This is a genomic window from Kitasatospora sp. NPDC058162, from assembly GCF_042884005.1.
Classification (GTDB): Bacteria; Actinomycetota; Actinomycetes; order Streptomycetales; family Streptomycetaceae; genus Kitasatospora.
In genome coordinates, this window is sequence record NZ_JBHVUS010000014.1 from 76,965 (window position 1) to 103,471 (window position 26,507).

20 protein-coding genes are annotated in these 26,507 nt (G+C 73.6%); 8 read left to right on the top strand and 12 right to left on the bottom strand.

Features of this window, described 5'->3' with window-relative positions; all coding sequences use genetic code 11:
* Nucleotides 1-49: 49 nt before the first annotated feature.
* On the top strand, nt 50-985 hold the full coding sequence (locus ACFVXG_RS24630; protein ID WP_387930561.1) for an NAD-dependent epimerase/dehydratase family protein: 936 nt from the start codon (nt 50-52) through the stop codon (nt 983-985).
* An 11-nt stretch (nt 986-996) separates the two neighbouring features.
* On the opposite strand, the gene ACFVXG_RS24635 is transcribed toward ACFVXG_RS24630, so the two are convergent.
* The 8 genes from ACFVXG_RS24635 to ACFVXG_RS24670 form a co-directional block, all read right to left on the bottom strand.
* Entirely contained in the window at nt 997-1,326 is a 330-nt protein-coding gene (locus ACFVXG_RS24635; protein ID WP_387930562.1) for a DUF1330 domain-containing protein, read from the bottom strand.
* Nucleotides 1,327-1,613: 287 nt separating this feature from the next.
* Nucleotides 1,614-2,129 (bottom strand): hypothetical protein, encoded by a 516-nt coding sequence (locus ACFVXG_RS24640; RefSeq protein ID WP_387930563.1) that lies wholly within the window; start codon nt 2,127-2,129, stop codon nt 1,614-1,616.
* Between the two features lie 32 nt (nt 2,130-2,161).
* The gene (locus ACFVXG_RS24645) at nt 2,162-12,769 is read right to left on the bottom strand and encodes a LamG-like jellyroll fold domain-containing protein (protein WP_387930564.1); all 10,608 of its coding nucleotides are present in this window, start codon (nt 12,767-12,769) and stop codon (nt 2,162-2,164) included.
* 286 nt (nt 12,770-13,055) lie between these two features.
* A complete protein-coding gene (locus ACFVXG_RS24650; RefSeq protein ID WP_387930565.1) occupies nt 13,056-13,838 on the bottom strand; it encodes a DUF4253 domain-containing protein in 783 nt (260 codons plus the stop codon).
* 100 nt (nt 13,839-13,938) lie between these two features.
* The gene (locus ACFVXG_RS24655; RefSeq protein ID WP_387930566.1) at nt 13,939-14,802 is read right to left on the bottom strand and encodes an alpha/beta fold hydrolase; all 864 of its coding nucleotides are present in this window, start codon (nt 14,800-14,802) and stop codon (nt 13,939-13,941) included.
* Nucleotides 14,803-15,009: 207 nt separating this feature from the next.
* Nucleotides 15,010-15,996 (bottom strand): aldo/keto reductase, encoded by a 987-nt coding sequence (locus ACFVXG_RS24660; protein ID WP_387930567.1) that lies wholly within the window; start codon nt 15,994-15,996, stop codon nt 15,010-15,012.
* 42 nt (nt 15,997-16,038) lie between these two features.
* A complete protein-coding gene (locus ACFVXG_RS24665; protein ID WP_387930568.1) occupies nt 16,039-16,428 on the bottom strand; it encodes a hypothetical protein in 390 nt (129 codons plus the stop codon).
* A gap of 79 nt (nt 16,429-16,507) precedes the next feature.
* Nucleotides 16,508-17,269 (bottom strand): hypothetical protein, encoded by a 762-nt coding sequence (locus tag ACFVXG_RS24670; RefSeq protein ID WP_387930569.1) that lies wholly within the window; start codon nt 17,267-17,269, stop codon nt 16,508-16,510.
* Nucleotides 17,270-17,701: 432 nt separating this feature from the next.
* On the opposite strand from ACFVXG_RS24670, the gene ACFVXG_RS24675 reads away from it, so the two are divergent.
* From ACFVXG_RS24675 to ACFVXG_RS24685, 3 genes are all read left to right on the top strand, one after another.
* Nucleotides 17,702-18,241, top strand: a complete 540-nt coding sequence (locus ACFVXG_RS24675) for an XRE family transcriptional regulator (protein WP_387930570.1) — start codon at nt 17,702-17,704, stop codon at nt 18,239-18,241.
* Between the two features lie 166 nt (nt 18,242-18,407).
* Nucleotides 18,408-19,007: a ParH-like protein gene (locus tag ACFVXG_RS24680; RefSeq protein ID WP_387930571.1), complete on the top strand. Its 600-nt coding sequence runs from the start codon at nt 18,408-18,410 to the stop codon at nt 19,005-19,007.
* A complete protein-coding gene (locus ACFVXG_RS24685) occupies nt 19,004-20,326 on the top strand; it encodes an MAB_1171c family putative transporter (RefSeq protein ID WP_387930572.1) in 1,323 nt (440 codons plus the stop codon). Before ACFVXG_RS24680 ends, ACFVXG_RS24685 begins: the two co-directional genes overlap by 4 nt.
* 242 nt (nt 20,327-20,568) lie before the next feature.
* On the opposite strand, the gene ACFVXG_RS24690 is transcribed toward ACFVXG_RS24685, so the two are convergent.
* Entirely contained in the window at nt 20,569-21,399 is an 831-nt protein-coding gene (locus ACFVXG_RS24690; protein ID WP_387930573.1) for a DUF4253 domain-containing protein, read from the bottom strand.
* Nucleotides 21,400-21,584: 185 nt separating this feature from the next.
* On the opposite strand from ACFVXG_RS24690, the gene ACFVXG_RS24695 reads away from it, so the two are divergent.
* Nucleotides 21,585-22,091: a hypothetical protein gene (locus ACFVXG_RS24695; RefSeq protein ID WP_387930574.1), complete on the top strand. Its 507-nt coding sequence runs from the start codon at nt 21,585-21,587 to the stop codon at nt 22,089-22,091.
* 252 nt (nt 22,092-22,343) lie between these two features.
* The gene (locus ACFVXG_RS24700; protein ID WP_387930575.1) at nt 22,344-23,171 is read left to right on the top strand and encodes a hypothetical protein; all 828 of its coding nucleotides are present in this window, start codon (nt 22,344-22,346) and stop codon (nt 23,169-23,171) included.
* Between the two features lie 20 nt (nt 23,172-23,191).
* Here the strand turns inward: ACFVXG_RS24700 and ACFVXG_RS24705 are convergent, their stop codons facing one another.
* The 3 genes from ACFVXG_RS24705 to ACFVXG_RS24715 form a co-directional block, all read right to left on the bottom strand.
* On the bottom strand, nt 23,192-23,503 hold the full coding sequence (locus ACFVXG_RS24705; RefSeq protein ID WP_387930576.1) for a hypothetical protein: 312 nt from the start codon (nt 23,501-23,503) through the stop codon (nt 23,192-23,194).
* Nucleotides 23,504-23,566: 63 nt separating this feature from the next.
* Nucleotides 23,567-24,415, bottom strand: coding sequence for an ABC transporter permease (locus tag ACFVXG_RS24710; RefSeq protein ID WP_387930577.1), 849 nt, complete (start codon nt 24,413-24,415; stop codon nt 23,567-23,569).
* 32 nt (nt 24,416-24,447) lie between these two features.
* Nucleotides 24,448-25,383 (bottom strand): ABC transporter ATP-binding protein, encoded by a 936-nt coding sequence (locus ACFVXG_RS24715; RefSeq protein WP_387930578.1) that lies wholly within the window; start codon nt 25,381-25,383, stop codon nt 24,448-24,450.
* Between the two features lie 117 nt (nt 25,384-25,500).
* Here ACFVXG_RS24715 and ACFVXG_RS24720 point away from each other — a divergent pair, with 117 nt between their 5' ends.
* On the top strand, nt 25,501-25,950 hold the full coding sequence (locus tag ACFVXG_RS24720; RefSeq protein ID WP_387930579.1) for a hypothetical protein: 450 nt from the start codon (nt 25,501-25,503) through the stop codon (nt 25,948-25,950).
* Nucleotides 25,947-26,294 (top strand): winged helix-turn-helix domain-containing protein, encoded by a 348-nt coding sequence (locus ACFVXG_RS24725; protein ID WP_387930580.1) that lies wholly within the window; start codon nt 25,947-25,949, stop codon nt 26,292-26,294. Before ACFVXG_RS24720 ends, ACFVXG_RS24725 begins: the two co-directional genes overlap by 4 nt.
* Nucleotides 26,295-26,507: the final 213 nt, after the last annotated feature.

Sequence of the window (26,507 nt, forward strand, 5' to 3'; positions counted from 1 at the left end):
TTCCGCAGCCGCGTCACGACCTGTCAGGGGGACGCTCTAGGGTGGGCGCGTGAGCTTCCATCTCGTCGTCGGACACGGGCCCGCCGGGGCCGCCACCACCCGCCTGCTGGCCGAACAGGGCCACGAGGTCCGGGTCGTCACCCGCACCGAGCACCCCGCCGCCCCCGTCGACGGCGTCGAGCACCTCGCCCTGGACGCGAGCGACCCCGTACGGCTGGCCGAGGCCGCCCGCGGCGCCGTCGCGATCCACGGCTGCGCCGCGCCCCCGCTGCCGCAGTGGTCCGCCCGCTGGCCCGCGCTCGCCTCCGCGCTGTGCGCGGCGGCCGAGGACAGCGGGGCGGTGCTGGTGATGCTCGGCAACCTGTACGGCTACGGCCCGGTCGAGGGCCCGATGACCGAAGATCTGCCGCTCGCCGCCACCGGCCCCAAGGGCCGGGTCCGCGCGGCGGCCTGGGAACAGGCCCGGGCCCTGCACGAGGCCGGGCGGATCCGCGCGGTCGAGGTGCGCGCCTCCGACTTCTTCGGCCCCGGCGTCACCGACGGCGGCCACCTCGCCGCCCGCGTGCTGCCCGCCCTGCTCCAGGGCCGCCCGGTCTCCGTCCTCGGCGACCCGGACGCCCCGCACAGCTGGACCTACCTGCCGGACGTCGCCCGCGCCATGGCCGAACTCGCCACCGACGAAGCCGCCTGGGGCCGCCCCTGGCACGTCCCCACCGCCCCCGCCCTGCCCGTGCGCACCATGGTCGAGCGCCTCACCGCCGAAGCCGGCACCGACCCCGTCCCGGTGCGCCGCCTCTCCCCCGTCCTGCTCGGCGCGGCCGGCCTGTTCTCCCCGCTGCTGCGCGAACTGCGCGAGGTCCGCTACCAGTTCGACCGGCCCTTCGTCGTCGACTCCACCGCCTACGAGAGCGCCTTCACCGTCCGCGCGACCCCGCTCGAGGAGCAACTCGCGGCAACCGTCGCCTGGTGGCGCGAGCGATCGTAGGGGCCGGGGGGTCAGTGCCCCTTGAGGCTGTCCGCCCCCCGGTACCCGGCCGGCACACCCTCGACCAGGATGATGTCGGCCTTCATGTGCCGGGTGCGCAGCGGCAGGATCTCCCGGTAGGCGGGCGAGTCCCACCAGGCGCGGGCCGTGGCGAGGTCGGGGAACTCGATGACGATCGTGCCGCCCGTGACCCAGCGGCCCTCCACCGTCTCGTACGCACCGCCGTGGACGACGAAGCGGCCGCCGAAGGGGTCGAGGGTGGCGTCGATCCGCTCCAGGTACTCCACGATGTCGGGGCACATCTCGGCGGAGTGGACCTGGGCGATCGCGTAGGCGGTCATGTGCTGCTCCCGTTGGCATCGGAGGGGCTTCGTCGTTCTGACGTCTCCGACGGTAGGCCGCGGCGGTACTGAGGCGAATCAGTCACGCATCAGTAGGGGCGACGTACATGCCGATCCTGAGGGGGCGGAATCCGGACAGCCGGCTCTCTCCCCTCGCCGACACCCGCCGCCCTCCTCTGATGTGACTCCGCCTCGCCGCTCCACGCGGCGAGGCGGATTCGCCAACAGCATCAGCGATCGCGACGGGCAGGAACGGGTCTCTCGGCCGTCCCCGGTGCCGCACCGACTCATTCGGTCGAGAAGTCGCTCCACGACCGAGCACCCGACGCGACGTCGAAGACCTCGGACAGCGTCGAGAAGAAGGCAGCATCGCCATTCCCGACCCAGAAGTACCGCTTCTCCGGCGACTCCTCGTCCCACACCATGAAGATCCCCACGGTACCGTCCGCGTTCACTGACAGCGGGGCCAGTACGGCGTCCTCCGTGAGCCCCTCGTCGATGTGGACGTCGATGCTGGTGACGAGGTCACGAAAACGGAGCGCCCGCGAGAGCGTGTCCCCGGACGGCCAGTCGCGCCACCCCAGGAGGGGCATCCCCGAACGGAAGTTGCCCATCCCGTCGGAGAACTCAAGGAACTCGCGGTAGCCCGGCTCGATCGGCTGCCGCAACCACCTTTCAAGCTCCACGATCTGAGCCGCGTCCGCTGGTGGCCGAAGCCCCGGAGGCGCCGAGAGGTCGGATTCGGGATCCGACCGGTGGTCGGCGTTCCTCGCGGCCACGAGCCTGTCGATCCACTCAGCCAAATCGCACCGTTCCCATCGTCATCATGCACCTGCTAGCGAGTGATGTTACAGATCCCGTACTCGCCGCGCGTGACGGACCCATGGACGTGCTCGGTCGTGTAGGTGCTCGGTGTCTTGTTCACGCCGGCATAGATGAACTCGGTGGGTTTGTAGCCTTCGTTGTACTTGTTTGCGTATGCACCCACGAGCGAGTTCACGTCATTGTCCTGCTGGTGCCAGCAGTAGGGGGAGTACTTCCCGGACCATGTGGTGTCGGGGAGGTGGCCAGCCACGTTTCCGTTGTACTGGTACGGAGTTCCCTTCACCTCCTTGATGTGGAGGTCCTTGTACTTCTCCGCCAGATCGGCCAACGTGATCTCCTTTCCCGATCGCGTGAAGTCCACGATCTCCTTACTGGGAGACACCCGACCCGTGGGCGACCAGTAGCTCGACACGGCATTCAGCGCGGCAATGTGGTCCTTGAGTTCGTCGATCTGCTCCTGACTCGCCCCCTCGGGCGCGCGGAGGCAGACGATCCCTGACATCCCACGCTGCTTCTTGGTCTTACTCAGGTGCTTTGTGCAGTCATCCTCCTGCTGGTTGGTCGTGGTACCGCTTCCATTACCCGGATTGGTCCCCGGAGCAGTCTGGGTGCTGGCGTCCTGGTCGGGGGTGGTGTTCTGGTGGGTGGTCAGCTGGTTGAGCAGGTCGGCGGCGTTGTAGATCGCAGAGATGATCTTGATGATGTCGCCGGGCTTCGGCGGCTCCCAGTCGGGCTTCGGCGGGGGCCGTTCGATGGTGGTCGTGCGGGGATCCCAGAGCGGCTTCGGGATCGTGATCGGGACCGGCCGCGTGATCGTGCCGGTCGGCCGGTGGAACTTGGCCGGGCGGACCTTGGTGGGCGACGTTCCGCCGCACCTCGACCAGCAGGTGCCGTCGTCCGCTGCGGTGTCGGGCGCTGCTGCTGCCCCCGCGGCGGCTGCAGCGGCAGCGGCGGCGGCTACCTGGGCGGCCCGGGCGCGGGCGTCGGCCTTGTCCAGCTGGATGTCCCAGGTGCCGGGGATCGTGGTGGCCGGGGCGTACGTGGAGGAGGCGGCGGCGGAACTGCTGCCGGCGTGGGAGGAGGAGCCGCTGAACTTGTCGGAGAGCCAGTTCCACGAGTTCTTGACGCCGCTGATCGTGTTGTTGTAGATCTGCCCGCCGGCCTTGGCCATGTCGTTGCACTTCGCCTGACAGGCTTGGTAGAGCGCGACGCCGGCACCGATGACCACTGTCACCTCGATGACACAGGCGTCCTCCAGGCAGTGCCCCGAGGGGTCGGTGCCGTTCAGGGGGCTGGCGTTGCCGTAGGTGTAGCGGTTGGCCTGGGCGGAGGGGCTGGGGTTGAGGAGGTAGGAGTCGCGGGAGGTGAAGGCGCCGGTGCCGGGGCGGTACCAGCGGGAGGCCATGTTGACGTCGCCGGTGGCGGGGTCGGTCCAGCCGCTCTGGTAGCCGAGGCTGGTGCCGGTGCCCTTGGTGGCGGTGGGCTTGCCGTAGGGGTCGTAGGTGGTGGTGCCGGTGACGGTGCCGCCGTTGTTGTCGAGGGTGGCGGTGACGTCGGTGTGCTGGTCGGTGCGCAGGCGCACGCTGCTGGTGCCGTTGCCTGCGCCGAGCAGGTTGCCGGCGGTGTCGCGGGCGTAGGTCCAGGTGCCGTCGCCGGTCAGGTTGTTGGAGCCGCCGTCGTAGCTGAAGCGGGCGGCGTTGCGGGTGGTGACGCGGTCGAGGCCGTCGTAGGTGTAGTTGGTGGTGCCTTCGGTGATCAGGCGGCCGAAGGCGTCGTAGGCGAGGGTGTCCTCCTTGCCTGCGGTGGTGACGCCTGCCAGGGTGCCGCGCGCGGTGTAGCGGTAGGTGCTGGTGCCGTCCGTCAACAGGCGGTTGCGCTCGTCGTAGGTGGCGGTGGCGCTGCCGTTGCCGGTGCGGTTCCCGGCCGCGTCCCAGGTGTACGCGGTGGTGGCGGTGCTGTCCGCGGTCCAGGAGGTGAGGCGGCCGGCCTGGTCGTAGCCGTAGCGGTTGTCCTTGACGGGGTCGGTGGCGCCGCCGCTGACGGTCTTGCGGGTGAGGCGGTTGTCGAGGTCGTACTCGTAGGCGGTGCCGGCCAGCGGGGTGCCGGTGCCGCCGACGGCGAGCAGCTGGTCCCCGGCCAGGCGGCCGAGCGGGTCGTAGCTCAGGCGCCGTTCGGAGACGGCCTTGTCCTTGGTGACGTCGACCGGGTCGGCCTGGATGTACCACTGCTTGCTGGGGCGGCCGTCGCCGTCGTAGCCGTACCAGTTCTTGATGTTCAGCTTGGGGTTGTTGGCCCAGTCGAGCTGGCCGTCGGCCTTGTAGCCGAGGACGGTCTCACCGGTGTCCTTGTCGCGGCGCTTGGTGACGCGCCCGTCGGCGTCGTACTCCCAGGTCTGGTCGGGGGCGGTCAGGTCGGGGCCTGCCTTGATGAGCAGGCCGCGGTCGTTGTACGCGTAGTTCTGGCCGCTGACGGACGAGGAGTTGTGCCGGATCAGGTGCCCGGCCTTGTCGTAGGTCAGTTCGCGGTCGGTGGTGGCGCTCTCGGCGCCGGTGCCGCTCTCGCGCACCAGGCGGCCCAGCGGGTCGTAACTGCTGGTGCGCACCACGCCGCCGGGCTCGGTGGCGCGCACCGCCTGGCCGGCCACGTCGTAGGAGGTGGTCCAGGTGCGGTCGGCGGCGGCGGGCTGGGCGGTGGTGGCCGGTTCGACGGTGGACTCGGGCAGGCCCCAGGTGTTGAAGGTGTAGACGGTGGTGTTGCCCTTGCCGTCGGTCAGCCGGGTGCGGCGGCCCAGGGCGTCGTAGCCGAGGGTGGTGGTGATCGCCTGCCCGGTGGCGACCGGCTCGGTGAGCTTGACCGTGCGGCCCAGCGCGTCGTAGTCGGTGCTGGTGACGGCGCCGGTGGCCGGGCTGGTGCTGGTGAGCGGCTTGCCCTCCAGGTCGAAGGTCGCGGTGGTGGTGCGCAGCACGGTGCCGGCCGGGTCGAGGTTGTCGGTGGCGGCGGGGTTGCCGAGGCCGTCGTAGCGGGTGCGGGTGGATTCGCCGAGCGGGGCGATGGCGCGCACGGCGCGGCCGAGGCCGTCGTACTCGACCTTGCTGACGCGTCCGACGGGGTCGGTGCTGGTGACGGTCTGGCCGGCGGGGTTGTAGGTGGCGGCGGTGCTGCTGCCGGCCGGGGTGGTGACGGCGGTGCGGTTGCCGGCGTCGTCCCAGGCGAACTTGGTGGTCAGGTTCTGCAGGGCGGGCTGGCGCTCGACGACGGTCCCGGTGAGGATGCGGCCGAGCTGGTCGTAGGTGGCCTCGGTGCGGGCGCCGAGCGGGTCGGTGGTGGACAGCTGGAGGCCGGTGGGGGTCCAGGTGGTGGCCCAGGTGGGCGGGGTGTCGTCGGTCTGGGGCTGGAAGGGGCCGGTGGAGTTGGGGGCGACGCGCTGGTTCTGGTGGCCGAGGCGGTCGTAGCCGAAGGTGGTGCGCCGTCCGGCCGGGTCGGTGGCGGCGGTGACCCGGGAGAGCTTGTCGTACTCGGTGCGGCCGACGGGGTTGAGCGCCGCGGTGGCGCCGGGCGGGGTGTAGGAGGGCAGGCGGGTCTCGGTGACGCGGCCGAGCGCGTCGACGGTGGTCTTGGCGATCTGGCCGAGCGGGTCCTTGGTGGAAACGGCCTCGCCGAAGGCGTTGTAGCCGGTGGTGGTGGTCGGGCGGACGGTGGTGGCGGCCGCTCCCCCGCTCTCCGCCGAGACGGGCGGGGCGGTGGCCGAGATCCGTCGGCCGAGGACGTCGTACTGGTAGCTGGCCGTGTAGCCGGCCGGGTCGGCGCCTGCGGCGTTGCCGTTGGGCGAGGTGGCGGAGGTCAGCAGGCCGCGCTGGTCGTAGCTGAAGGTGCTGACCGCGGTGGGGCCGCCGGTGGAGGAGGCGAGCTGGCTGCGGGTCAGGCGCCCGGCGGTGTCGTAGGTGCTGGTCTGGACGCTGTTCTCGGTGTCGCTGACCTTGAGGGTGCTGGTGGTGACGCGGTCGTCGGCGTCGTAGCCGAGGGTGGTGGTGCGTGCCAGGCCGCCCGGGTCCAGGACGGTCTGGGTGACGCGTCCGGACGGGTCGAGGGTGCGCACCGCGGTGGTGCGGCCGCCGCCGGTGGTCTGCTTGACCAGGTGGCCGGCGCCGTCGTACTCGTCGGCCTCCAGGACGATCGAGCGGGTGGTGCCGTCGGCCTGGGTGACGTTCTCGGCGGTGGTGGTGGCGGGCAGGCCATCGTCGAAGTAGGTGTAGCTGGTGACGGCGCCCATGGCGTCGGTGCGCGAGGCCAGGCGGCCGGCCGGGTCGTAGGCGCGGGACTCCGCGGTCAGGTCGCGCACGCCCTTGCCGTCGCCGTTCCAGCCCTCGACGACGGTGGTCGCCGGCTGGCTGCGCGGGGTGTAGGTGTAGCGGGTGACCTGGCCGAGGGCGTCGGTGACGGAGGCGCGGCGGCTGAGCGCGTCGTAGCCGTAGCGGGTGACGCCGCCCATCGCGTCGGTGTCGCTCTCCAGCCGGCCGGCGCTGTCGTAGCTGCTGCTGGTGGTGCGGGTGCCGTCGGTGCCCGCGATGTCGGCGGTGGTGCTGCCGGTCGGGCGGCCGTCGGCGTCGAAGGCGGCGGTGGTCCTGGTCTGGTGGGTGTCGCCGGTGACGGCGTCGGTGGTCTTGGGGCCGGTCTGGGCGGTCTGGCGGCCGAGTTCGTCGTACTCGTAGGTGGTGGTGACGCCGTCGGGCTGGGCGTCGGAGGTCTCCTTGGACCAGACCCGGCGTCCGGCCAGGTTGTAGCCGTAGGTGACGGTCAGTCCGCTGGGCAGGGTGGTGCGGGCCAGGTCGCCGGTGGAGTAGTAGGCGTACGCCGTGACGGCGCCGGCCGCGGTGGTCTCGCTGGCGAGCAGCCCGGCGGGGGTGGTGCCGCCGCTGAAGGCGGGCTCGGTGCCGGCGGTGTAGGCGGTGCGGGTGGTGCGGCCGTCGGGGCGGGTGGTGGATTCGGGCAGGCCGAGGGCGGTGTAGGCGACGGTGGTGCGGTAGGTGGTGTCGCCGGGCCCGGCGGAGCGGGCGTCGCGGGTCTCGGTGGGCTTGTCGTTGCGCGGGTCGCGCGGGTTGTCCTTGTTGAGGTAGTAGCCGGTGTAGGAGGTCCAGCAGGAGTTGACGTCGCGGCAGGTGGTCAGGGAGAGGGTGTTGCCGCGGGCGTCCTGGCCGCTGACGGTGGAGTGGCCGTTGGGGTCGGTGACGGTGTGGACGAAGCCGCCGGTGTCGTAGGTGTAGGTGGTGGTGTTGCCGCCTTCGTCGGTGCGGGAGATGAGGCGGTTGCCGCGGGTGGCGTCGTGGACGTCGGTGGTGGTGTTGCCCACCGGGTCGGTGAGGGTGACGCGGGAGGCGAGTTCGGTGGCCGAGGAGGCGGAGCGCGCCTGGTAGTGGGCGGCGACGCGGTCGGCGGACAGCGGGTGCTGGTAGACGGCGGCCTCGTCGATCTGGCCGGTCAGCCAGGCCCAGCCGCCGTTGCCGGCGGGCCAGTTGCCGAGGTAGCCGCCGCCGAGGGTGAGGCGGTCCATGTCGAGGTGGTTGATGCCGCCGGAGGCGGTGCCGACCAGGGTGCCGTCCAGGTAGAGGGACTGGGTGCCCTGGGTGGCGCTGATCACGGCGTGGTGCCAGGAGCCGTCGGTGACGGTGCCCGCGGAGGTGATCGGGCCGCCGTTGAGGCCGTAGAACCCGCCGCGCAGCTTGCCGTCGGTGCCGACGTACAGGTCGGGGACGGTGTTGCCGCTGGTGTTGTTGGCCTGGTTCAGCAGGATGCCGGTGCCGCTGGTGCGGAACCAGAGTTCGGCGGCCAGGTCGGTGGTCTGGCTGCGCACGATCTGGGCGGGCAGGTCGACGTAGGAGGTGTTGGTGCCGTTGAACTGGACGGCGTTTCCGTCGCCGGGGCCGAAGACGCCGGTGGTGCCGGGCTTGGCGGCGGGCGCGTAGGTGCCGTTGCCCTTGATCGCGGCGACCTCGCTGGCGGCGGTGGTGCCGCCGGTCTCGTCCAGGCGCCAGTAGCCGCCGGGCGAGTCGGCGACGACGGAGCCGCGGTAGCCGGTGCCCTGGCCGCCGACCTGGGCGCTGCGGGCGCGGTAGTGGGCGACGACGTCGCGGTCGCTCAGCGGGTGCTGGTAGACGGCGACTTCGTCGATGCTGCCGGTGAAGTGGCTGATGTCGTCGGTGGGGGCGGCGGGCCAGAAGCGGGCGATGCCGGCGCCGAGGTAGGTGTGGGCGTTCTGCTGGTGGTCGACGCTGCCGTTCTGGACGCCGACGATCTGGCCGTCGAGGTAGATGGTCTGGGTGGTGCCCTGGACGGAGAAGACGGCGTGGTGCCAGGAGCCGTCGGTGACGGCGTTCGGGGACGCGATGGTGGCGTCCGCGGTGCCGAAGAAGCGGTTGCGCAGTTTGCCGTCGGAGCCGATGTACATCACTGGGGTCCAGGTGCCGCCGATGCCGTTGGGGTCGTCGATGGCGCGGCTCTGGTCGCCCAGCAGCACGCCGGGCTTGGTGGTGTTGAACCAGAGTTCGACGGCGAGTTCGGTCTTGGCGTGCAGGACGTCCTGCGGGATCTCGATCTGGGACTTGGCGGAACCGTCGAAGCGGGCGGCGGTGTCGTCGGTGGGGGCGAAGACGCCGGGGGCCTTCTTGACGACGGCGTCGCCGTAGGTGCCGGCCAGGCCGTTGCCGACCTCGCTGGCGGCGGTGGCGCCGTCGCGCTCGCCCAGGCGCCAGTAGGCGGCCGGGGCGGAGGCCTTGACGGCGTTGCTGTAGAGGAAGGAGCCGCCGCTGTAGGTGGGGTCGGAGATCTTCCAGTCGCCGCCGGTGGCGTCGGTGACCTTGGTGACGCGCTCGGTGGTGGCGTCGTAGGTGACCTGGGCGCTGGTACGGCCCGAGGGCAGGGTGGTCTTGGTGAGCTGGGCGCTGCCGGTGCGCAGGGCGTAGTGGTCGGCGACGGTCTGCTCGGTGAGCGGGTAGTCGTAGACCGCGGCCTCGTCGATCTGGCCGTTGAACCAGGACCAGCCGCCGTTGCCGGCGGGCCAGTTGCCGGTGTAGCCGCCGCCGAGGTAGGCGCGGTCCATGTTGAGGTGGTCGATGTCGCCGGGGGTGGTGCCGACCAGGGCGCCGTCGAGGAACATCGCGGTGTTGTCGCGGGCGCCGGCGAGCACGACGTGGTGCCAGGCGTTGTCGGTGACGTCCGCGGTGGAGGTCACCGGGGGGTTGGGGCTGTTGAACTTGCCGCGCAGCTTGTTGTCGGTGCCGACGTACAGCGCCGGGACGACGTTGTACGGGGCCTCGCCCATGGCGCGGTTCTGGTAGCTGAGGATGACGCCGGGCGCGGCGGTGCGGAACCACAGTTCGACGCTGCGGTTGACGGAGGCGCTGATGGTGCGGTTGGGCAGCTCGACGTAGGAGGTGGCCCGGCCGTTGAAGGTGACGGCCTTGTTGCCGCTGGCGCCCAGGGCGCCGTCGGCGCCGAAGGTGACGTCGTTGGCGGACGCCGGGGAGCGGTCGCTGACCTGGGCGTCGTTGGTGAGGGAGTTGCCGTCGGCCTGGCCGAGGCGCCAGTAGCCGGCCGGGGCGGCGTCGCGCACCGCGGTGCGGTAGCGCGATCCGGTGCCGTAGTCGTAGCCGGTGCAGCCGGTGGGGGCTGCGGGAGCGATGCCGGGCGGGCAGACCTTGGTGAGCTTGTCGCCGTCGTACACGTACTGCCAGCCGCCGGTGGAGCCGGATGCGGTCACCGAGGCGACGTGCTTGCCGGACCAGCTGAAGTTCAGGAAGCGGCCGGAGGCGGAGTCCTTGACCTGGACGAGGGTGCCGGAGGCGTAGACGAGGTCCTGGGTGTGGCCGGCGGTGTCGGTGATGCGGGTGAGCTTCCCGTCGGCGCCGAAGGTGTGGACCCGGCCGGTGCGGTCGGTCAGCGTCCAGCCGCCGCCGTCGGCCTTGCGCAGGTCGACGGCCATGCCGCCGCCGGGCACGTAGGCGTTCTTGCCCGGGTCCCAGCCGAAGCGGGCGCGCGAGCCGTTGGAGGCGGTGAGCAGCACGTTGCCGGGCAGGGTGAGCCAGTTGCTGGACTCGACCTGGATGCGCATGTCGTAGGGGGTGGACCAGCCGGCGCCGAAGGCTCCGTCGGTGCGCGGGTCGAGGGAGTTGTAGCTGCGGGTGACGGAGAGTTCGGGGCCGACGACGGGCAGGGCGGCGTCGGTGGCGGCGGTGGTGTAGTTGCCGGCGGCGGTGTTGACGCTGCGTCCGGAGTCCGCGGCGGTGGTGAACTGGTTGGGCTGGGGCAGGACGGTGCGGATGTAGGAGGCGTCGGTCCAGGGGCTGGCCGCGGCGCCGTCGCCGGCCATGGCGTACCAGGCGTACTGCTCGTTCCAGGTCAGCCAGCCGGACGGGACGACGAAGCGGCTCTGGCGCTTGAGCCAGCCGCTCTGCTTGCAGTCGACGTGGGTGTCGCCGCCGACGACACGGCAGACCTGGAACTGGTAGTCCAGTTCGGGGTTGGGCGCGCGGTCGGGGTCGATGCCCTCGGCGGTGAGGGTGGGCTGGAGCTGGTAGACGACGGCGCCCGAGGGCGGGGCGAGGCGGGTGATGTACGGGGGGACGTTGACCGAGGAGATCTGGATGTTGACGGTCGGCACGCCCGCGTCGGCGTAGAAGTTGCTGACCTGGAACTGGTCCATGGTGAACGCGACGGTGTAGGCGCCCTGCGGGAGGGAGCGGATGTGGGCGTCGACCACGGCGCTGCCGCCCGGCGGGACGTCATTGGGCATCGCCGTCCAGGCGATGTTGCTGCCGTAGTTGGTGATGTTGTTGCCCCACTGGTCGAACAGCAGGTACGACATCTTGTAGTTGTTGGTGGGGGTCCAGGTGTCCATGCCGCGGTTCCACACGCGCAGGCGGACGATGCCCTCCTGGGTGGCGGTCACCGGCTGCTGCAGGCCCCAGAGTTCGTAGTCGGCGCCGTAGCGGGACCAGGTGACGTCCAGGACCGGCTGGCCGCCGCCGTTGTTGGCGCTGCCGAACTGCTTCCAGGAGTAGTTGTCCCAGACGTCCGTCTTGATGGCCAGGCCGTAGTTCGCGGTCCAGTGGTGGGTCCAGGAGTTGACCAGGTTGCGGCCGTCGGCGCCCAGGTCGATCGACTCCCAGGCCTCCGGGCAGGCCCAGGCGCTGGAGCTGCTGGGCCGCCAGCCGTGGGCGAAGGAGGGGGCGGCCAGCGCGGGACCGGTGGAGGGGGCGTTCGAGCCGCGCACGCCGCTGGGCGACCACCAGGAGGTGACCTGGTGGATGGTCACGGTGCGCGGGGTGCAGCTGTAGGACCAGCCGTTGTAGAGGCTCAGCTTGGCGCCGAGGATGGTGGCGTTGCTGAGGGAGTCCTCGATGCCGGTGAACTTGATGAACGACGTGGCCTGGTTCTTGCCGCCGTTGTTGGTGCCGACCTTGAGGACGGTGTCGCCGGAGAAGTCCTGCTCGTGTCCGGTGTAGGCGTAGGTGGTCTCCACGGCCCGGACGGAGGAGAGCTGCGGGTCGACCTTGACGGGGTAGACGCGTTCGGGGGCGTGCAGCCAGGCCTCGTCGAGCTTGGCCTTGAGGGCCTGGCCGCCGGTCGGCAGCTGGACGAGCTCGTAGGTGACGCCGCCGGTGATCACGCCTTCCTCGGTGTTGGGCGCGAAGTTGGAGTCCTGCATCCAGCCGGCGGGCATGCGCCCGCGCAGGGTGCCGGCGGCGTCGGTGAAGTGGACGGAGCCGTCGGCGTCCAGGGAGGCGCTCACGCCCTGCAGGCGCAGCGGGAAGACCCATTCGGTGGGCGCGGTGGCGTCCTTGAGGACCAGGTTCTCCTTGAAGGAGGAGTTCCCGGCGAGGATCACCACGTCGGCCTTGGGGCGGGCCTCGGGGTAGGTCATGGAGTTGCCCTGCGCGGTGCCCTGGACGGGGGCGGCGCCCTGGATGCTGTAGCCGGCGGAGATGCCGTCGCCGAGCTGGAGCTGCACCAGCGGGTCGGCGTCGGCGGTGAGGCCGAGCTTGAGCTTCTGCTCGGTGGAGGTGGTGGTCCAGGAGTTCTGGACCGGGGCGGCGCGGCCGAGGGTGGCGGTGCCGTCGGGTATCAGGGTGGTGTCGATGGCGGCCCAGGAGCCGTTGGAGCGCTGGAAGTTGACCGGCTCGGGGTAGCTGCGGGTGGTGAAGGTCCCGTCGGCGTTCTGGAAGGTCCGTTGTTGCGCGGTGCGCTTCTCGGGGAGTTCCTTGCTGGTGGCCTCGTTGAAGCTCTTGGCCGGGTCGACCTTGGGGGTGGGCAGCGCGGCGGGCTTGTCGGCGGGCTTGGCCTCGGTGGCGGGCAGCTGCCCGGGCTGGGGCGTGAGGGTCTGGGCGGGGGCCTCGACCGGCTTGTCCTCGGGCAGTTCGCCCGGCGCGGGGGCCGCGCCCGGGTTGCCTGAGCCGTCCTTCGCGCTGGTCGCGGCGGTGTCGGCGTCATGGCCGCGCCCCTCGGCGCTGCCCTGCTGCTGCTTGGGGCGGGGGCCGGGGTCGGCGGGCGCGGCATCAGCGGCCTGGCGCAGCACGGACTCGGCGAAGGCTGTCCCTTCGGCTGTACCGAGGATGACCAGGGTCATCGCCAAGAGGATTGCCAGAGGGCGGCGCAGCACGTGGAACCCACCAGAGAGTCAAGGAGAGGCAAACGAAACGCCAGTAGATATATCTGATGGTCAGTAGGCAGATAAAGAGACTTTTAAGGTGAGTGACGAAGATCACGTGGGAAACACGGCAGGCAGGGAACCGGGCACCGGGAGTGACGACACCGGCCCGGTCGGAACGACGTCAAGGGGCGCCGGAATGAACACGGCGCCCCTTGACGGACTTTGATCGAAGGTCAATTCCCTTACTGGCAGCCGATGATGGTCAGTCCCACCAGAAGGTCCACTGGTGGGAGTCGACCAGCTGCTCGGCGTAGGCGGTGAGGGTGCCGGCGCCCTGGTGGACCTGGTCGGGGCACAGGGCGGTGTGCTCGGCGGCCAGCGGGAGGGCCTCGGCGAGGGTGGTGGGCGGTAGGGGGACGCTCAACTGGAGGGTGTCGAAGCCCACTTCGACGACCTGGGCGCCGAAGCGGCGTTCCCAGTCGGCGAGTACGGCGGCGATCCTGGCGGGGTCGCCCTCGTGGTTCACCGGGCCGCTCCAGCCGCACACGGCCAGTGCCTCGGCGCCGCTGCCGGCCCGCACCAGGCCGAGCCGGAAGTCCTTGAAGGAGACCAGCGCCTCGGCCAGGCCCCGGGCCTCGGCGGCGGCCGCGCCGTCGGGGAGGGGGACGGCCGGGGCGGGCCCGGGCCAGTCGGGGCCGTAGGGGGCGAGGGCCTCGGCGTCGTCGCCGTCCTCGGTGGCCGTCTCCCACCAGGTGCGCAGCAGGGCGGCCGGGTCGTACGAGGCGGGGTCGGAGGCCTGCTCCGGGAACAGTTCCCCGGACAGCCACGGGCGGTAGTCCGGGTCTCCCCCGCTCAGCGGGCTGAGCAGCAGCGGCCACAGCCCGCTGAGCGGGTGGGCGCGGTGCAGCGCGGCCCACAGGCCGGCGGGCGCGGGCCCGTCGCTGATCCACAGCAGCGGGTGCGCCGCCTCCTCCCCCTCGTTCCCGGTGACGGGACGGCCGGGCGGCAGCGGGACGGGCGGGGCGGCGTCGAAAGGCCAGGTCATGCGGCCCACCGTAGGGAGGGGCACTGACAGGCAGGGGCGGCGGAACAGGAAGTCGGCGGGCCCGACTTCCTGTTCCGGGGGCCGTTCCGGCGACTGCCGGTCAGCTGCCGGTGGGCAGCAGTGCGGCGATCTCGGCCAGGACCCGGGCCGCGGGCTCCGGCGCGACCAGCCACTTCAGGTGGCTGCCGGCGAGCGTGCGGACGTCGTAGGGGTTGTCCGGCGTCAGGGCGTCGCCCTCACGGATCATCCGGTCCTGCATGGCGAGCGGCACGCTGACGTCCTCGGTCAGCCGGACGTACGACTTGGGGATCCGCCCCCAGGTGTCGCGGTGCGCCCGGTCGTCGGGGGTGCCGACGTCGAGGTTCTCGTCGGGCTGGAAGGTGTTGAGGAAGGCCAGGAACTCCTCGTCCGTCCCGTCCGCGAGGAAGGCCGCCTTGAACGCCGCGAGGGCGCCGGGGTCGGCGGTGCGGAAGTTGGAGCGCAGCAGCCCGAGTTCGGCCGGGTTGCCGACGATCGCCGAGGCCAGCGCGGCGGCGTCGACTGCGGCCATCTCGGGCTCGGCGTAGTAGGCGCTGACGTCGAGGTCGACGGGGCACCAGGAGGAGACGTAGACGATGCGGTCGATCAGGTCGGGCCGCCGGTTGGCCGCGACGGTGGCCGTCATGCCGCCGCGGCTGTGCGAGACGAGGATGACGGGCCCGTTGCGCTTGGCCCGCTCCAGGATCCCGATGAGGTGCGCGGCGTTGTCGGCGAGCGTGACGCCCTTGATGACCCCGGGGGCGGTGGCGAGTTCGGCGAGGTCCTGCGGCGCCTGGTAGGCCCGCGGGTAGGTCGCGGCGAACCCGTGCCCCGGGAGGTCGACGGCGACCGAGCGGTGCCCGAGGAGGCCGAGTTCGGCCTGGAGCGGGGCGAAGGAGAAGGAGTTGGCGAAGGCTCCGTGGACCAGTACGAACGTCGGCTGCATCTGTGGCTACGACTCCCTTTCCGGGGCTTCTGCGAGGTCGGCGGGCGGGCGCGCGGCCACCGGGGTGGTGTGCGAACGGCCGCCCGCCGCGGGGTGGTTCACCCTACTCGGTGAAGATCATCCGCACTACCCGGACCGGACGGACGGTCAAACGGACGGGGCGGACCGGGGTTCGGTCCGGCGTCGGCCCGCGCCGCCGAGCGGGCGTCAGGCCCAGGGCAGGGAGGAGCGGGTGCGCCAGTAGGCCTCGGCGGGTTCGGGCATGGCGGCCAGGGCGGCGAGGTCCTGCGGGGTGGGCCGCAGGTCGGCGGCGGCCAGGTTGGAGGCGAGTTGGTCGGGGGTGGCGGCGCCGGACAGGACGATGTCGGCCCAGGGCTGGGCGGCGGCCGCCGCGAGGGCGAGGGCGTCGGGGGTGGTGGCGGTGCGGGCGGCCAGGGCGCGCAGGGCGGCGGTGTCGTCCCCGGTGGCGTTGCGGCCGGCGAGGCGGCCGTTGGCCATGCCCTCCTTGACCACGACCAGCCAGCCGGCCCGGTGGGCTTCGGCGAGGGCGGGGGCGGCGGAGGTCTCCAGCAGGTTCCAGGTGGCCTGGACGGCGCTGAACAGCGGCCGCCCGTCCACGGTGACGGCCAGCGCCCGGCGGATGGCCTCGGCCTGGGCGGGGCCGCTGGTGGACAGGCCGACCCGCACGCCGTCGGCGGCGAGGGCAGCCAGGCGCCGGTACAGGGCGGGGTCGGTGAGGGCGGGGCTGTCGACGGTGACCGAGTGGACCAGGTAGACGTCCAGGCGCGGGCCGAGCAGGGCGCGGGTCTCGCGGATCTGGCGGTCGTACACCGCCGTCGAGTGCTCCTTGACCTCGTGCGCGGTGACGCCGGTGGTGCGCCAGTCGGCCGTGTAGGTGTAGCCCCACTTGCTGCCGACCGTCACCTCGGCGGCGGCAACGGGGTGTTCGGCCAGCCACTGGGCGAGGAACTCCTCGGCGCGGCCGTAGGAGCGGGCGGTGTCGAAGTAGCGCACCCCGGCGGCGTACGCGGCGTCGAGGAGGGTGTGGGTGCGCTCGCGCAGGGCCTCGACGGTGCGTTCGGCGGGCAGGTCGGCCGCGCGCCCGAGGGTGATGTAGCCGGGCCGGCCGACCGCCGCGGTGCCCAGGCCCAGACGCGCGGGCTGCGGACGGGCGGGGGCGGGTTCGGTCGGCATGCTGGTTCTCCTCGGGCGGCGCGACGGTGCTCACCTGGGACTTTAGGGGACCGCCCGCAGGCCCGTCGGCAGCGGGTCGGGGGCCGGGCGGGTCGCCGTCGGGGCGGCCGGCTGGTCCAGCCGCAGCACGAAGTTGACGTAGGACGGCGGCTTCCCCGGCCAGTGGCGGTCGTTGCTGGTGAGCAGCCGGCTGCGCACGCCGTCGCGCTCGGTGAGCGGCCCGGAGGTGGTGCGCAGGTTGGGCTGCCAGGCGCGGCCGCGGGGGCGGTGTTCCAGGGTGAGCGTCCAGCTCTCGCCGTCCACCTCCAGGACGGCGCCGGGCCGGCCGGGCAGCACCCGGGTGCCGTACGGGCCGCGGACGACCGCCCGTTGGTCGAAGTCGGTGTTGCGGCCGACCACGGTGATCCGCCAAGCGCCGTGGAACCTGAGCACGTTCGCCTCCCGCCCTCGCGGCGCGCCGTCCGGCGGACGCGCCCCTGTCGGGGTCAACGGACGCGGGGCACGGGGAGGATCAGACGGACGGTGACCGGGTGGCTCCGGGGCGTGTCGGCGGGGCGGGGCGGGCGGTGCACGCGGTGTGGTCGGCGTGCGCGGTGTGCGCGGTGTGCGCGGTGTGGGCGAGGGCCGGGTAGCCGTGGGCGGTGAGGACGGCGTCGGCGTAGCGCGGGTCCTCCAGCGGGACGCCGTGGCGGCGCAGCAGGTCGAACAGCTCGGCCAGGTGGCGGGGTTCGGTGCCGCGCGGCAGTCCGTCGGGGGTGGTGCCCAGGGCGCCGAGGACCGGTCCGTGGATGCGCCGCTCGCGTTCGCTGCGGGCCGCGGCGGAGCGGGGGGCGGGGGCCAGGCGCAGCAGGAGGACCAGGCGGGCGGCGCCGGAGTCGGGGTCCTCGTCGGTCTCCATGGTGAGGCCGACGATGTCCTGCCAGGGGTAGTGGCGCGGGAGCAGGGCCCGTACCAGGGTGAGGCCTTCGGTGTCGGCGCGCAGCCAGAAGCCGTAGGGGACGGGCAGGGCGACGCCGAGGACGGCGGTGCCGGAGAGCAGGAGGGCGGGGACGGCGCCGAGGCGGCCGGCGACGCCGGTCTGGGCGAGGACGATGCCCATGGCGAGGGCGAGGAGGCAGCCGACGGGTGCGCCGGCGGCCCGCCACAGGAAGGCCAGGCGGACGGTCTGCGGGGCGGCCGCTGTCGGCGGTGGCGCCTGGGTGCGCGCTCGCGCCCGTCCCGCCCGTTCCGCCCGTCCCGGCGGTGCGCTCTGCCCGCGCGGTGTGGTGTCCACGGGTGCCCCCTTCTCGCGTCGTGGCGTCGGGGGTCCGGCCGGTCGGGCCGTTCCCGCCGGGCGGCGGTACGGCGCTGCGGCAGGTGCGGTGCGGCGGGCGTGGTGCGGGTGCCCGGGCCCGGTGTGCCGGCGCCGTGCGGTCTCACGGGAGTCGGCCCCTCCGGCCGGGGCGCCGAGGTCGTTCGGGCGGTCCGGTGGATTCGTCAAGTGCCGCCATTGCGACCTGATGTGACGATGCGTCAGATCGATGCGGCGACGCCTGCGGGCCTGCCCGTCCAGGATGTCAGCCGACGCTACGCGGGTCAACTGGCGTTGATTGCGGGTATCTTCTGATCCACGCCAGCTGATGCCGTTCGGCTATCGTGACCTGGCCGGCCCTGTCCGTCCGCCGAGGTCGCGGCGCGGAGGGCCCGGGCATGAGGAAGGTGGGGCATGACGGAGTCGACGGGGGACGGCGTTCAGGTGGGACCGGAGGGTGCTCCACCTGAGCTGGACGGGCACGCCGGGGACGGGCTCGCGGGCGACGGGCACGCGGACGCGGACGGCCCCGTGAGCGCGGAGGCCACTGGACTGTCGGCCCGGATCGAGGCCCTGTTCCACACCGTGCGCCGCCCCGACCGCGAGCAGTACACCAACGAGGAAGTGGCCCGGGCCTGCCGCGAGGCGACCGGGGAGTCCTTCTCCACCACCTACCTGTGGCAGCTGCGCACCGGCCGCCGGGACAACCCGACCAAGCGCCATCTGGAGGCGCTGGCCCAGTTCTTCCAGGTCCCGCCCGCCTACTTCTTCGACGAGCAGCAGGGTGCCGAGATCGCCAAGGAGCTGGCGCTGCTCGGCGCGCTGCGCGACGCGGGCGTGCGCAGCCTGGCGCTGCGGGCGGTGGGCCTGTCGCCGGAGGGCCTGGACACCGTCAGCGAGCTGGTCGACGTGATCGCCCGCCGGGACGCGGCGCGCAAACCCCGCTCGTCCTGAGGGTCGCGGGCCACCGGACCGCGGGGCGCGGGGCGGGACCGTCGGCGCGCACGTGCGGAGGCGTCGGCGCGGGACCGTAGGAGTGGAGCGGTGAGGGGAGTTCGGCTTGTGGGCTGACTTGTGGGGTGGCCGGGGCTACCGGTCCACGCTGCGGCGCTGTCGCCGGATGGCCGAACAGCTGGACGTGCCGCGCCCGTTCGACCCGGTGGTGCTGCTGGAGCAGCTGGCCGTGCGGCGCGGCCGGCCGATCGAGCTGCTGCCGGTGCCGGCCCGCCCGCACGCCCCCTGCGGACTGCTGGTCTCCACCCTGGAGGCGGACTACATCCTGTACGCGGCGGACACCGGCGTGCTGCACCAACGGCACATCCTGGTCCACGAGATCGCGCACCTGCTGCTCGACCACGCCGGCTCCGCCCCGCTGGCCCCGGCCGCCGCGCTGCTGCCCAACCTCTCCCCCGCGCTGGTGCAGCGGGTGCTGGGGCGCACCAGCTACGACGAACCGCAGGAGCGGGAGGCGGAGCTGCTGGCCTCGCTGATCCTGAGCCGCGCGGACCGGGCCGACGCGGCCGACCAGCCGGGGACCGGGGCGGGGACGGGGACGGCCGGCGGGTCGCTGGACGCGCTGGGCGTCCTGCTGGCCGCCCGCCCCCTGCCCGGCGCCCCCGCCCGGGGGCCCGGCAAGGGGCCCGGCAGGGGGCCCGGCGGGGAGCCCGCCCGGGAGCACGGCGGGGAGTCCGGCGGTGGACCGCGGGAGGGCCGACCGTGAGCGAACTGGCCCTCTACCCGGTCGGGTTGTTCTTCGTGCTGAGCTCCGCCCACTTCTCCCGCAGCCGGATCGACTCCCGCGCCGCCGCCCGCTTCACCTGCTACGGCACGGCCCTGCTCGGCGCCGCCCTGCTGGTGCTCGCCCCGCCGACCGTACGGGCGGTGCAGGGCACGGGGGTTCCGCTGCTGGCGGTGCTGGTGATCGTGCTCGGCGACGGGCTGCGCGACGGCGCGGCCGCGGCGATGCGGCTGCTCGCCCCGGCGCTGCGGGCGGCCGACGCGGGGCACGCCGCCGGGCGCGGGAGCCCCGTCGCGCAGCCCGTCGCCGAGCCCGTACGGCGGGAGGTCCGGGGCGGACTGGCCCTGCTGGCCGGAGTGCTGGGGCTGCGGCTGGCGCTGATCACCGCCGCCGCGCCGGGCCTGGCGGGCGAGGACCTGACCGTCGGCCCGGAGCTGTCCGCGCGCCTGGCGCTGGCCGGGTATACCGCCGTGGGCATGCTGCACACCGCCGTGTGCCTGACCGCGCTGCTGCGCGAACTGGCCCGGCGCGCCCGCGCGGTCGGCCCCGGACGCCTGGGCACCGGGCTGCGGCTGCTGACCGGCGGGCTGGTGGCCGGGCTGCTGTGGAACGCCTGGAGCATGGACGACGTGCTGCGCGCGGCCGTCACCGGCAGCCAGGACGGCCCCGAGGACCTCCTGTGCGCCGTGCTGGGCGGGCTGTGCGCGGCGCTGATCGCGGCCGGGCTGGCCAGCACCCTGTGGCCGGCGGCCGCCGGGGCGGTGCGGGGCTGGCTGCGCGCCCACCGCCGCTACCGGGCGCTCACCCCGCTCTGGCGCGACCTGCACACCGTGCTGCCGGAGATCGCCCTCGACCCGGCCCGCCGCCTGCCGCTGCCCCCGCGCGACCCCCGGTTCGCGCTCTACCGGCGGATCATCGAGATCCACGACGCCCGCCTGATCCTGCGCCAGCACCTGGACCCGCGCACCGCGCAGTGGCTCGACCACGCCACCCGCCGCTTCCCACCGCCCGCAGCCCACGCCGCCGCCACCGCCGAGGCGGCGGCGCTGGCCGCCGCCCTGGAACTGGCCGCGGCCGGCACCCGGCCCGAGTCCGGGCCCGGGCCCGGGCCCGCGGAAGCGGCCGTGGAAGCGGCCGTGGGCGTCGCGGACAGCACGGACACCATGGACGGCGAGGCCGACCACCTCGCCCACCTGGCCCTGGTCTACGCCACCTGCCCGGCCGTCGCCGAGGTCCGCACCCGCGCCCGTACCGAACGGACCCTCGCCGCCCGCACCCGGGCCGGGGCCGCCCGGCGGTGACGGCCCCCGCCGTGAACCGCCGGACGGTCCCCGGGTTCCACCGGAAGTGCAGCCTGAGCTCGCCCGGAGCGGTGCCCACCGAGTCCAGGAGCAGCCGCCGGTCCACCCTGTTCGTGAAGCGCGGCCCCGCCCAGTGCACGTCAGCCCGACGAACCAGTTATCGTCAATCTGACACAAATCTCCCGATGGAGACCCCGCCACCTGCTCGGCGAACCTTGTCGACCGCGGCACCGGCCCGCCCGTCAGTCCCACCAGAAGCCCCAACTGCCGGCGCCGACCAGCTCCTCGGCGTAGCCGGCCAGACTCTCCTCCTCGCCCTGGAAGACGTTGTCCGGGCAGAAGGCAATGTGCTCGGCCGCCACCAGCAGCGCCTCCTCCCGGTTCGTCGGCGGCGCCGCGACGCTCAACTCCAGCGAGGCGGATCCCACTTCGACGAGGCGGGCGCCGAAGCGGTCCTGCCAGCTGTGCAGCACGGCGGCGATCTCGCCGCTGTCGCCGTGGCCGTTGGTGCCGTTCCAGCCGCAGGCGGCCAGTGCCTGGGCGCCGCCGTCCGCGCGGACCAGGCCGATCCGCAACGAGGGCCGGGCGCGCAGCAGTTGGCGGGCCAGGCGGTCGGCTCGCTGCTGCGGGTCGCGCTGCGGCGCCGCGGCCGGGGCGGGGCCGGGCCAGGTGTCGCCGAAGGGCGCCAGCGTCTCCAGCAGGTCGGCGCGGTCCTGCGGGTCGCCCGACGGGCACCACAGCACCGACTTCTCCCACCACGCGCGCAGCAGGGCCGCCACGTCGTACCGGTCCGACCGGAACTCCCCCGACTCCCCCGGGCCGACCGGTTCGAGCCCCAGGTCCCGCGCCTCCGGGTGCGGGACGTCGTTGCCGGGCGCCAGCAGCAGCGGCCACAGCCCCGACCGCGCGTGCTCCCGGCGCAGCCGCTCCCAGGCGCCCTCCGGCGCCGGCCCGTCGCTCACCCACAGCGACGACACCACCTGACGCCCCGGCAGCAGCGGTGCCGTACGGCCTTCGGCACTGCGGTCGTGGAAGCGTCGGCGCAGGTCACGGAGCAGCTGGGAATCGATCATGCGCCCCACGGTAGGGGTACGCACCGACAACTTCCCCGGCGGGCCCGCCCCCGGCCCCGCTCGCCGTGGGGCCGTTCGATCGAATCTGTTGGCGGGCCGTTCCCGGACGATCCGGGTGGCACGGGGCCGAGGCTATGAATGGGACGCCTGACCCCTCATGGACATCGACCACATGGAGAGACATGATGCGCCCCATCGCAAGAACCGGTCTCGGCGCGGCCGCCGCGCTGATCGCCCTTCTCACCGCCGCCCCCGCCGCGACCGCCGCGCCGGCCACCGGATCCGCCGGACCCGCCGCCCGGGACCGGGTCATCACGCTCATCGGCAAGCTCGCGCAGCAGTCGTTCTTCCCCGTCAACCCCGGCGGCGCCCCCGCCCAGGGCGACCGGACCGTCTTCCGCTCGGTGCTCTCCGACCTGGACGGCAACCAGGTCGGAGAGACCGGCGGCTCGTGCACCACCACCCGCACCGACAACGGCGGCGCGGAGGAGTGCACCGTGACCTACACCCTCCCGGGCGGCCAGATCACCGCCCAGGGGATGGTCTTCGGCCAGCTCAACCCGGGCCCGCCGCCCTCCTTCGACAACGCGATCACCGGCGGCACCGGGGACTTCGACCGCGCCCGCGGCTCGATCCACGCCGACACGATCGCTCCGGGCACGAGGCGCTTCATGATCGACCTCGACCGCTGACCGTCCGCGGCCGTTGAGAGTTCGCCGGACGGTCACCGCGACCGTCCGGCGAACTGCTGCCGTGAACGTCGCGTTCCGGACGCCGGCCTGCTCGGCCGCCGAACTGACCGCCCGTCACATCCGTAGTGCGCGGCGCAGGGCCCCGCCGTCCGGCGCGCGGGGGTCGGGGTGGCGGATCTAGGCTGGTCGGAGGAGTGCGGCGGCCGGTCCGTCGTGTCCCGGGGGTCTCCACTGCGTGCCTGGAGGTGGAGCATGGGTGGCGCATCCGGTGGGCGTCGGCTGAGGGTGCTGGCGGTGGCGGTGCTGCTGGCCGCGGGCGGGGCGCTCGTGCCCGGGGCGGGGGTGGCGTCCGCCGCCGGGAGGGCGCCGGTGCGGGCCTGTCCGGCGCAGGCCGGCGTGCCGGGGCCGCCGCCGGGGGCCGTACCGGCCTCGGTGCCGGTGCCGGACGGGGTGGACGTGCCGACGACGGCGGCGGTGTACGGCGCCCGCTACCCCGGTGAGGTGCACTTCCTGGTCGCGCCCGCGGGCTGGACCTGCGACGCGGTGTTCTTCGCCGGGGACGGCGGCGAGCAGGCGTACGTCCACCCCGGCGCCCCGGCCGCCGACCCGGCGGGCACCCGCTTCGACGCGGTGGTGCAGGCCGTCTTCGTCAGCGGCGGCGCGCAGACCAACGTCGACCTGGCCTGCGGGCTGCTCCCCGCGGCGGGGGCCGCCCCGAACACCTGCAACGCCCCGCAGCGCTCGCCCGCGACCCGGGTGCACCCCGTCCCCACCCGGGCGCCGGGCCTGCTGCTGGCGGCCGTCGGGGTCCCGGCGAACACCCGCGAGCCCAACCTGCCGACCACCGGCGGGCCGAACCGCACGGTCGCCCTGGTCACCTTCCAGTCCCCCGGCGGCCCCGCCCAGGAGATCGGCTGCACCCTCCCGGCGTCCGCCTCACCCGTCCCCACCTGCCAGGCCGCCCTGGGCCACCTGCTGGCCACCGGCGCCGCCGCCAAGCAGCTGACCCGCGCCGACCTGGCCGCGGCCCTCACCGACCTGGACGCCTTCACGGCCGGCTACCTCGCGCCGCAGCCGTAGTGGTGTGACCCCCAGGACCCTCAGGACTGCCCGACGACCAGCCGTACCAGCGCGACCGCGTCCCTGAGGCTGAGGCCGGGGTGTGCGCGGCGCAGTTCCCGGACGGCCTTGACCTCGGCCGTGCGGGGGTCGATCCCGGCGTGTGCCAGGACGCTGCGGGCCCAGTCCACCGGGGTCGGGGCGGCGGCCGGGACGAAGTCCTCGACGATCTGCAGGGCCCGGCGCAGGCCCTGCTGTTCGACCTGGTCGGCGGTGTCCAGGGCGGCGCGCAGGGCGGCCTTGAGCGGTTCGAGGGCGGCCGGCTGCGGGGAGCCGGGGAGGGGGACGAGCATGGTGGTACCTCTTTCTTCCTACTTCGGGGTCAGTACGCGGTCTTGGTCAGTACGCGGTCCTGGTCAGTACGCGGTCTTGGCCAGCCGCTTGCGCTCGCGCTCGGACAGGACGGAGCCGGACTCCTTGCGGGCCATCCGGCGCAGCAGGCCGGGGGCCAGCAGGAAGCCCGCGACCGCCCAGCACAGCAGCACGCCGGTGATCGGCAGGTGCTGCCAACTGCCGGACACCTCAAGGGCCTTGGCGCTGTCGGGCAGCAGGGCAGAGCGCACTCCCTGGGCGATCCAGCGCAGCGGGAAGACCGAGCCGACGGCCTGGAGGGCGGTGGGCAGGTTGCGCAGCGGGGCGAAGGCGCCGGAGATGAACATCAGCCCGAGCATGGGCATCATGTACAGCGCGAGGGCCTCGCGGGCCGGGGGCAGCAGGGCGCCGATCGCGGCGCCCATCGGGACGACGGCGGCGGTGCCCAGCAGCAGGGTCCAGGCCAGGGTCAGCCACTGTCCGGGGGTGGCGGGCAGGTCGGCGTGCAGCAGCAGTGCACCGCCGACCAGCAGCAGGAGGATGGAGGCGCCCATGGTCACCAGGACGAACAGCGCCTTGGCGACCAGGTAGGCGGGCATGGCCCCGGGGACGCCGCGCAGGCGCAGCAGGGTGCCGTCCTCCCGGTCGCCGGAGAGGAACTGCGGGACGGTCATCAGGCCGAACATGAAGACGGTGGAGGCGATGCCGCCGGCCAGGCTCAGCTGGGTCAGGCCGTTGCCGGAGCCGTCGGTGCCGCTGGAGCCGGAGCGCCAGTAGGAGACGGCGAGGAAGACCAGCGGGGTGGTCAGGTAGGAGTAGAAGTCCTTGCGGCTGCGCAGGAGTTGGCGCAGTTCGACGGCGCCGCGGCGCAGGCCGAGGAGGTAGGGGTTCACGGGGTTCACGGGGTTCACGGGGTTCACGGGGTTCACGCGGCCTCCGCCGGGTCGGTCGAGGGAGTGGCGGCGACCATGCCGAGGTAGGTGTCCTCCAGGCTGGGGCGGCGCACCTCCAGGTCGGGGATCGGTCCGCCGAGCCGCTGGTGCAGGTCCCAGACCGTCTGCGAGGGGTCGGCGGTGCGCAGGCTGCGCGGGGTGCCGTCGTGCTCGCTCCAGCGCACCTCGGACTCGGCGCGGGCGGCCTCGGCGAGTTCGGCCAGGGTGCCGCAGGCGGTGAGGCGGCCGGCTTGCAGGATGCCGACCCGGTCGGCCAGTTGCTGGGCCTCGGTGAGGTCGTGGGTGGTGAGCAGGATGGTGGTGGCGCGTTCGTCGCGCAGTCGGCGCAGCAGGGTGTGGAAGTCGCGGCGGGCCTCGGGGTCGAAGCCGGCGGTGGGTTCGTCGAGGAAGAGCAGTTCGGGGCGGCCGACCAGGCCGAGGGCCACGTCGAGGCGGCGGCGCTGTCCGCCGGAGAGGGTGGCGGCGGTGCGGTCGGCCTGGTCGGTGAGGCCGACCCGGGCCAGCAGTTCGGCGGGCTCGTAGGGGTCGGGGTAGTAGCGGGCGAGGTGGCCGAGCAGTTCGCCGACGCGCCAGCGGCCGTGGTCGCGGCTGGACTGCAGGACGATCCCGATCCGGGCGCGCCAGGCGGGGTCCTCGCGGGCGGGGTCGCGGCCGAGGACGGTGGCCTCGCCGGCGGAGCGGCGGCGGTAGCCCTCCAGGATCTCGATGGTGGTGCTCTTGCCGGCGCCGTTGGGGCCGAGCAGGGCGAAGAGTTCGGAGCGTTCCACCCTGAGGTCCAGGCCGTCCAGGACGTCCCGGCTGCCGTAGCGCATCCGCAGTCCGGACGTCAGGATCGCCGGTTCTCCCCCGGGCCGTTCGTCTCCGGACCGGTTGGCCGCGCTCTCCTGCGGCGGCGTCGTCACGGTCATGCCTTTGCCTCCCCCTTGCACATGCCCGACACGCTAGTACTTGCCCGGCGGGAAAGTAAATGCCAGGATCTCCGGTGCGGTCAGGAGCCTTCCGGGAACGGGGAGTTGGAGCACCAGGTGGACGTTCACGACATCGCCCCCGAGGACGCCCTCGCGTCCCTGCGCTCCGCGCACCGGGCCAGGGCGGCGGCCGGGCGGCCCAACCCGCTGCCCGCCTGGTACCCGGCCGCGGCCGCCGGACTGTTCGGGGCGGGGTTCGCCGGGATCGGCCTGTCGGTCCTGCTGCCGGAGCGGTTCTGGCTCGCGGCCGCGCTCCTGCAACTGCTCGCGGCGCTGCTGCTGGTGGGCCACGTCGTGGTCAGCCACCGGGTCGAGCACCGGCCGGGCATCGTCCCGGCCCTGTCCTACCCCGGAGCGGTGCTCCAGCTGCTGCCGCTGACCGCGGCCGGGGCGCTGGCCCTGCCGTTCGGCCTGCCCGGGTTCCTGCTCACCCTCGGCCTCACCGGGGGTCTCACCCACTTCCTGCTGCTGCGCCGCAAGCGGGCGGCCGGGGCGGGCGCCGAGTGAGCGCCGACCCGCCGCCCGCTCCGGCGTTCGACGAGCTGATCCACCAGCCCACCCGGCTGACCGTGGTGGCCTTCCTCTCCGGCTGCGCCGAGGCGGAGTTCCGCGCCGTCCGGGAGGGCTGCGGGGTCTCGGAATCGGCCCTGAGCAAGCTGGTCAGCACCCTGGAGGCCGCCTCGTACGTCAAGGTCCGCCGCGGCTACGTCGGCAAGCGCCCCCGCACCTGGCTGCGCCTGACCCCCGAGGGCCGCCACGCCCTGGCCGCCCACCTCGCCGAACTCCAACGCATCGCCGCCTCCGCCACCGCCCTCGGCGCCGCCCTGGAACAGACCCCGGCCGGGGGGTAGCGGGAGGCTTCCCCAGGCAGCATCGACCGGCCCTGCCGCGTAGGAAGTCGGCTGGGCCGACTTCCTACGCAGGGAGGCGGGGGATGCCGTTGCGGCGTCGGCCCCGGCGCAGCCCCCACCGGGCCTCCGCGCGGGGGGTGTTAGGCCGCGCCCCCCGTGGGGGCCCGGGCCCGGGGGGTCGGCGGGGGCCCCCGGGCGCCGGGGGGGCCGGCG

What these genes read in the sequence shown, in the direction of transcription:
- ACFVXG_RS24635 (WP_387930562.1), bottom strand. Translation starts at nt 1,326, where the DNA reads ATGACCGCCTACGCGATCGCCCAGGTCCACTCCGCCGAGATGTGCCCC.
- ACFVXG_RS24645 (WP_387930564.1), bottom strand. Translation starts at nt 12,769, where the DNA reads ATGACCCTGGTCATCCTCGGTACAGCCGAAGGGACAGCCTTCGCCGAG.
- ACFVXG_RS24650 (WP_387930565.1), bottom strand. Translation starts at nt 13,838, where the DNA reads ATGACCTGGCCTTTCGACGCCGCCCCGCCCGTCCCGCTGCCGCCCGGC.
- ACFVXG_RS24655 (WP_387930566.1), bottom strand. Translation starts at nt 14,802, where the DNA reads ATGCAGCCGACGTTCGTACTGGTCCACGGAGCCTTCGCCAACTCCTTC.
- ACFVXG_RS24660 (WP_387930567.1), bottom strand. Translation starts at nt 15,996, where the DNA reads ATGCCGACCGAACCCGCCCCCGCCCGTCCGCAGCCCGCGCGTCTGGGC.
- ACFVXG_RS24675 (WP_387930570.1), top strand. Translation starts at nt 17,702, where the DNA reads ATGACGGAGTCGACGGGGGACGGCGTTCAGGTGGGACCGGAGGGTGCT.
- ACFVXG_RS24680 (WP_387930571.1), top strand. Translation starts at nt 18,408, where the DNA reads ATGGCCGAACAGCTGGACGTGCCGCGCCCGTTCGACCCGGTGGTGCTG.
- ACFVXG_RS24690 (WP_387930573.1), bottom strand. Translation starts at nt 21,399, where the DNA reads ATGATCGATTCCCAGCTGCTCCGTGACCTGCGCCGACGCTTCCACGAC.
- ACFVXG_RS24695 (WP_387930574.1), top strand. Translation starts at nt 21,585, where the DNA reads ATGCGCCCCATCGCAAGAACCGGTCTCGGCGCGGCCGCCGCGCTGATC.
- ACFVXG_RS24700 (WP_387930575.1), top strand. Translation starts at nt 22,344, where the DNA reads ATGGGTGGCGCATCCGGTGGGCGTCGGCTGAGGGTGCTGGCGGTGGCG.
- ACFVXG_RS24705 (WP_387930576.1), bottom strand. Translation starts at nt 23,503, where the DNA reads ATGCTCGTCCCCCTCCCCGGCTCCCCGCAGCCGGCCGCCCTCGAACCG.
- ACFVXG_RS24715 (WP_387930578.1), bottom strand. Translation starts at nt 25,383, where the DNA reads ATGACCGTGACGACGCCGCCGCAGGAGAGCGCGGCCAACCGGTCCGGA.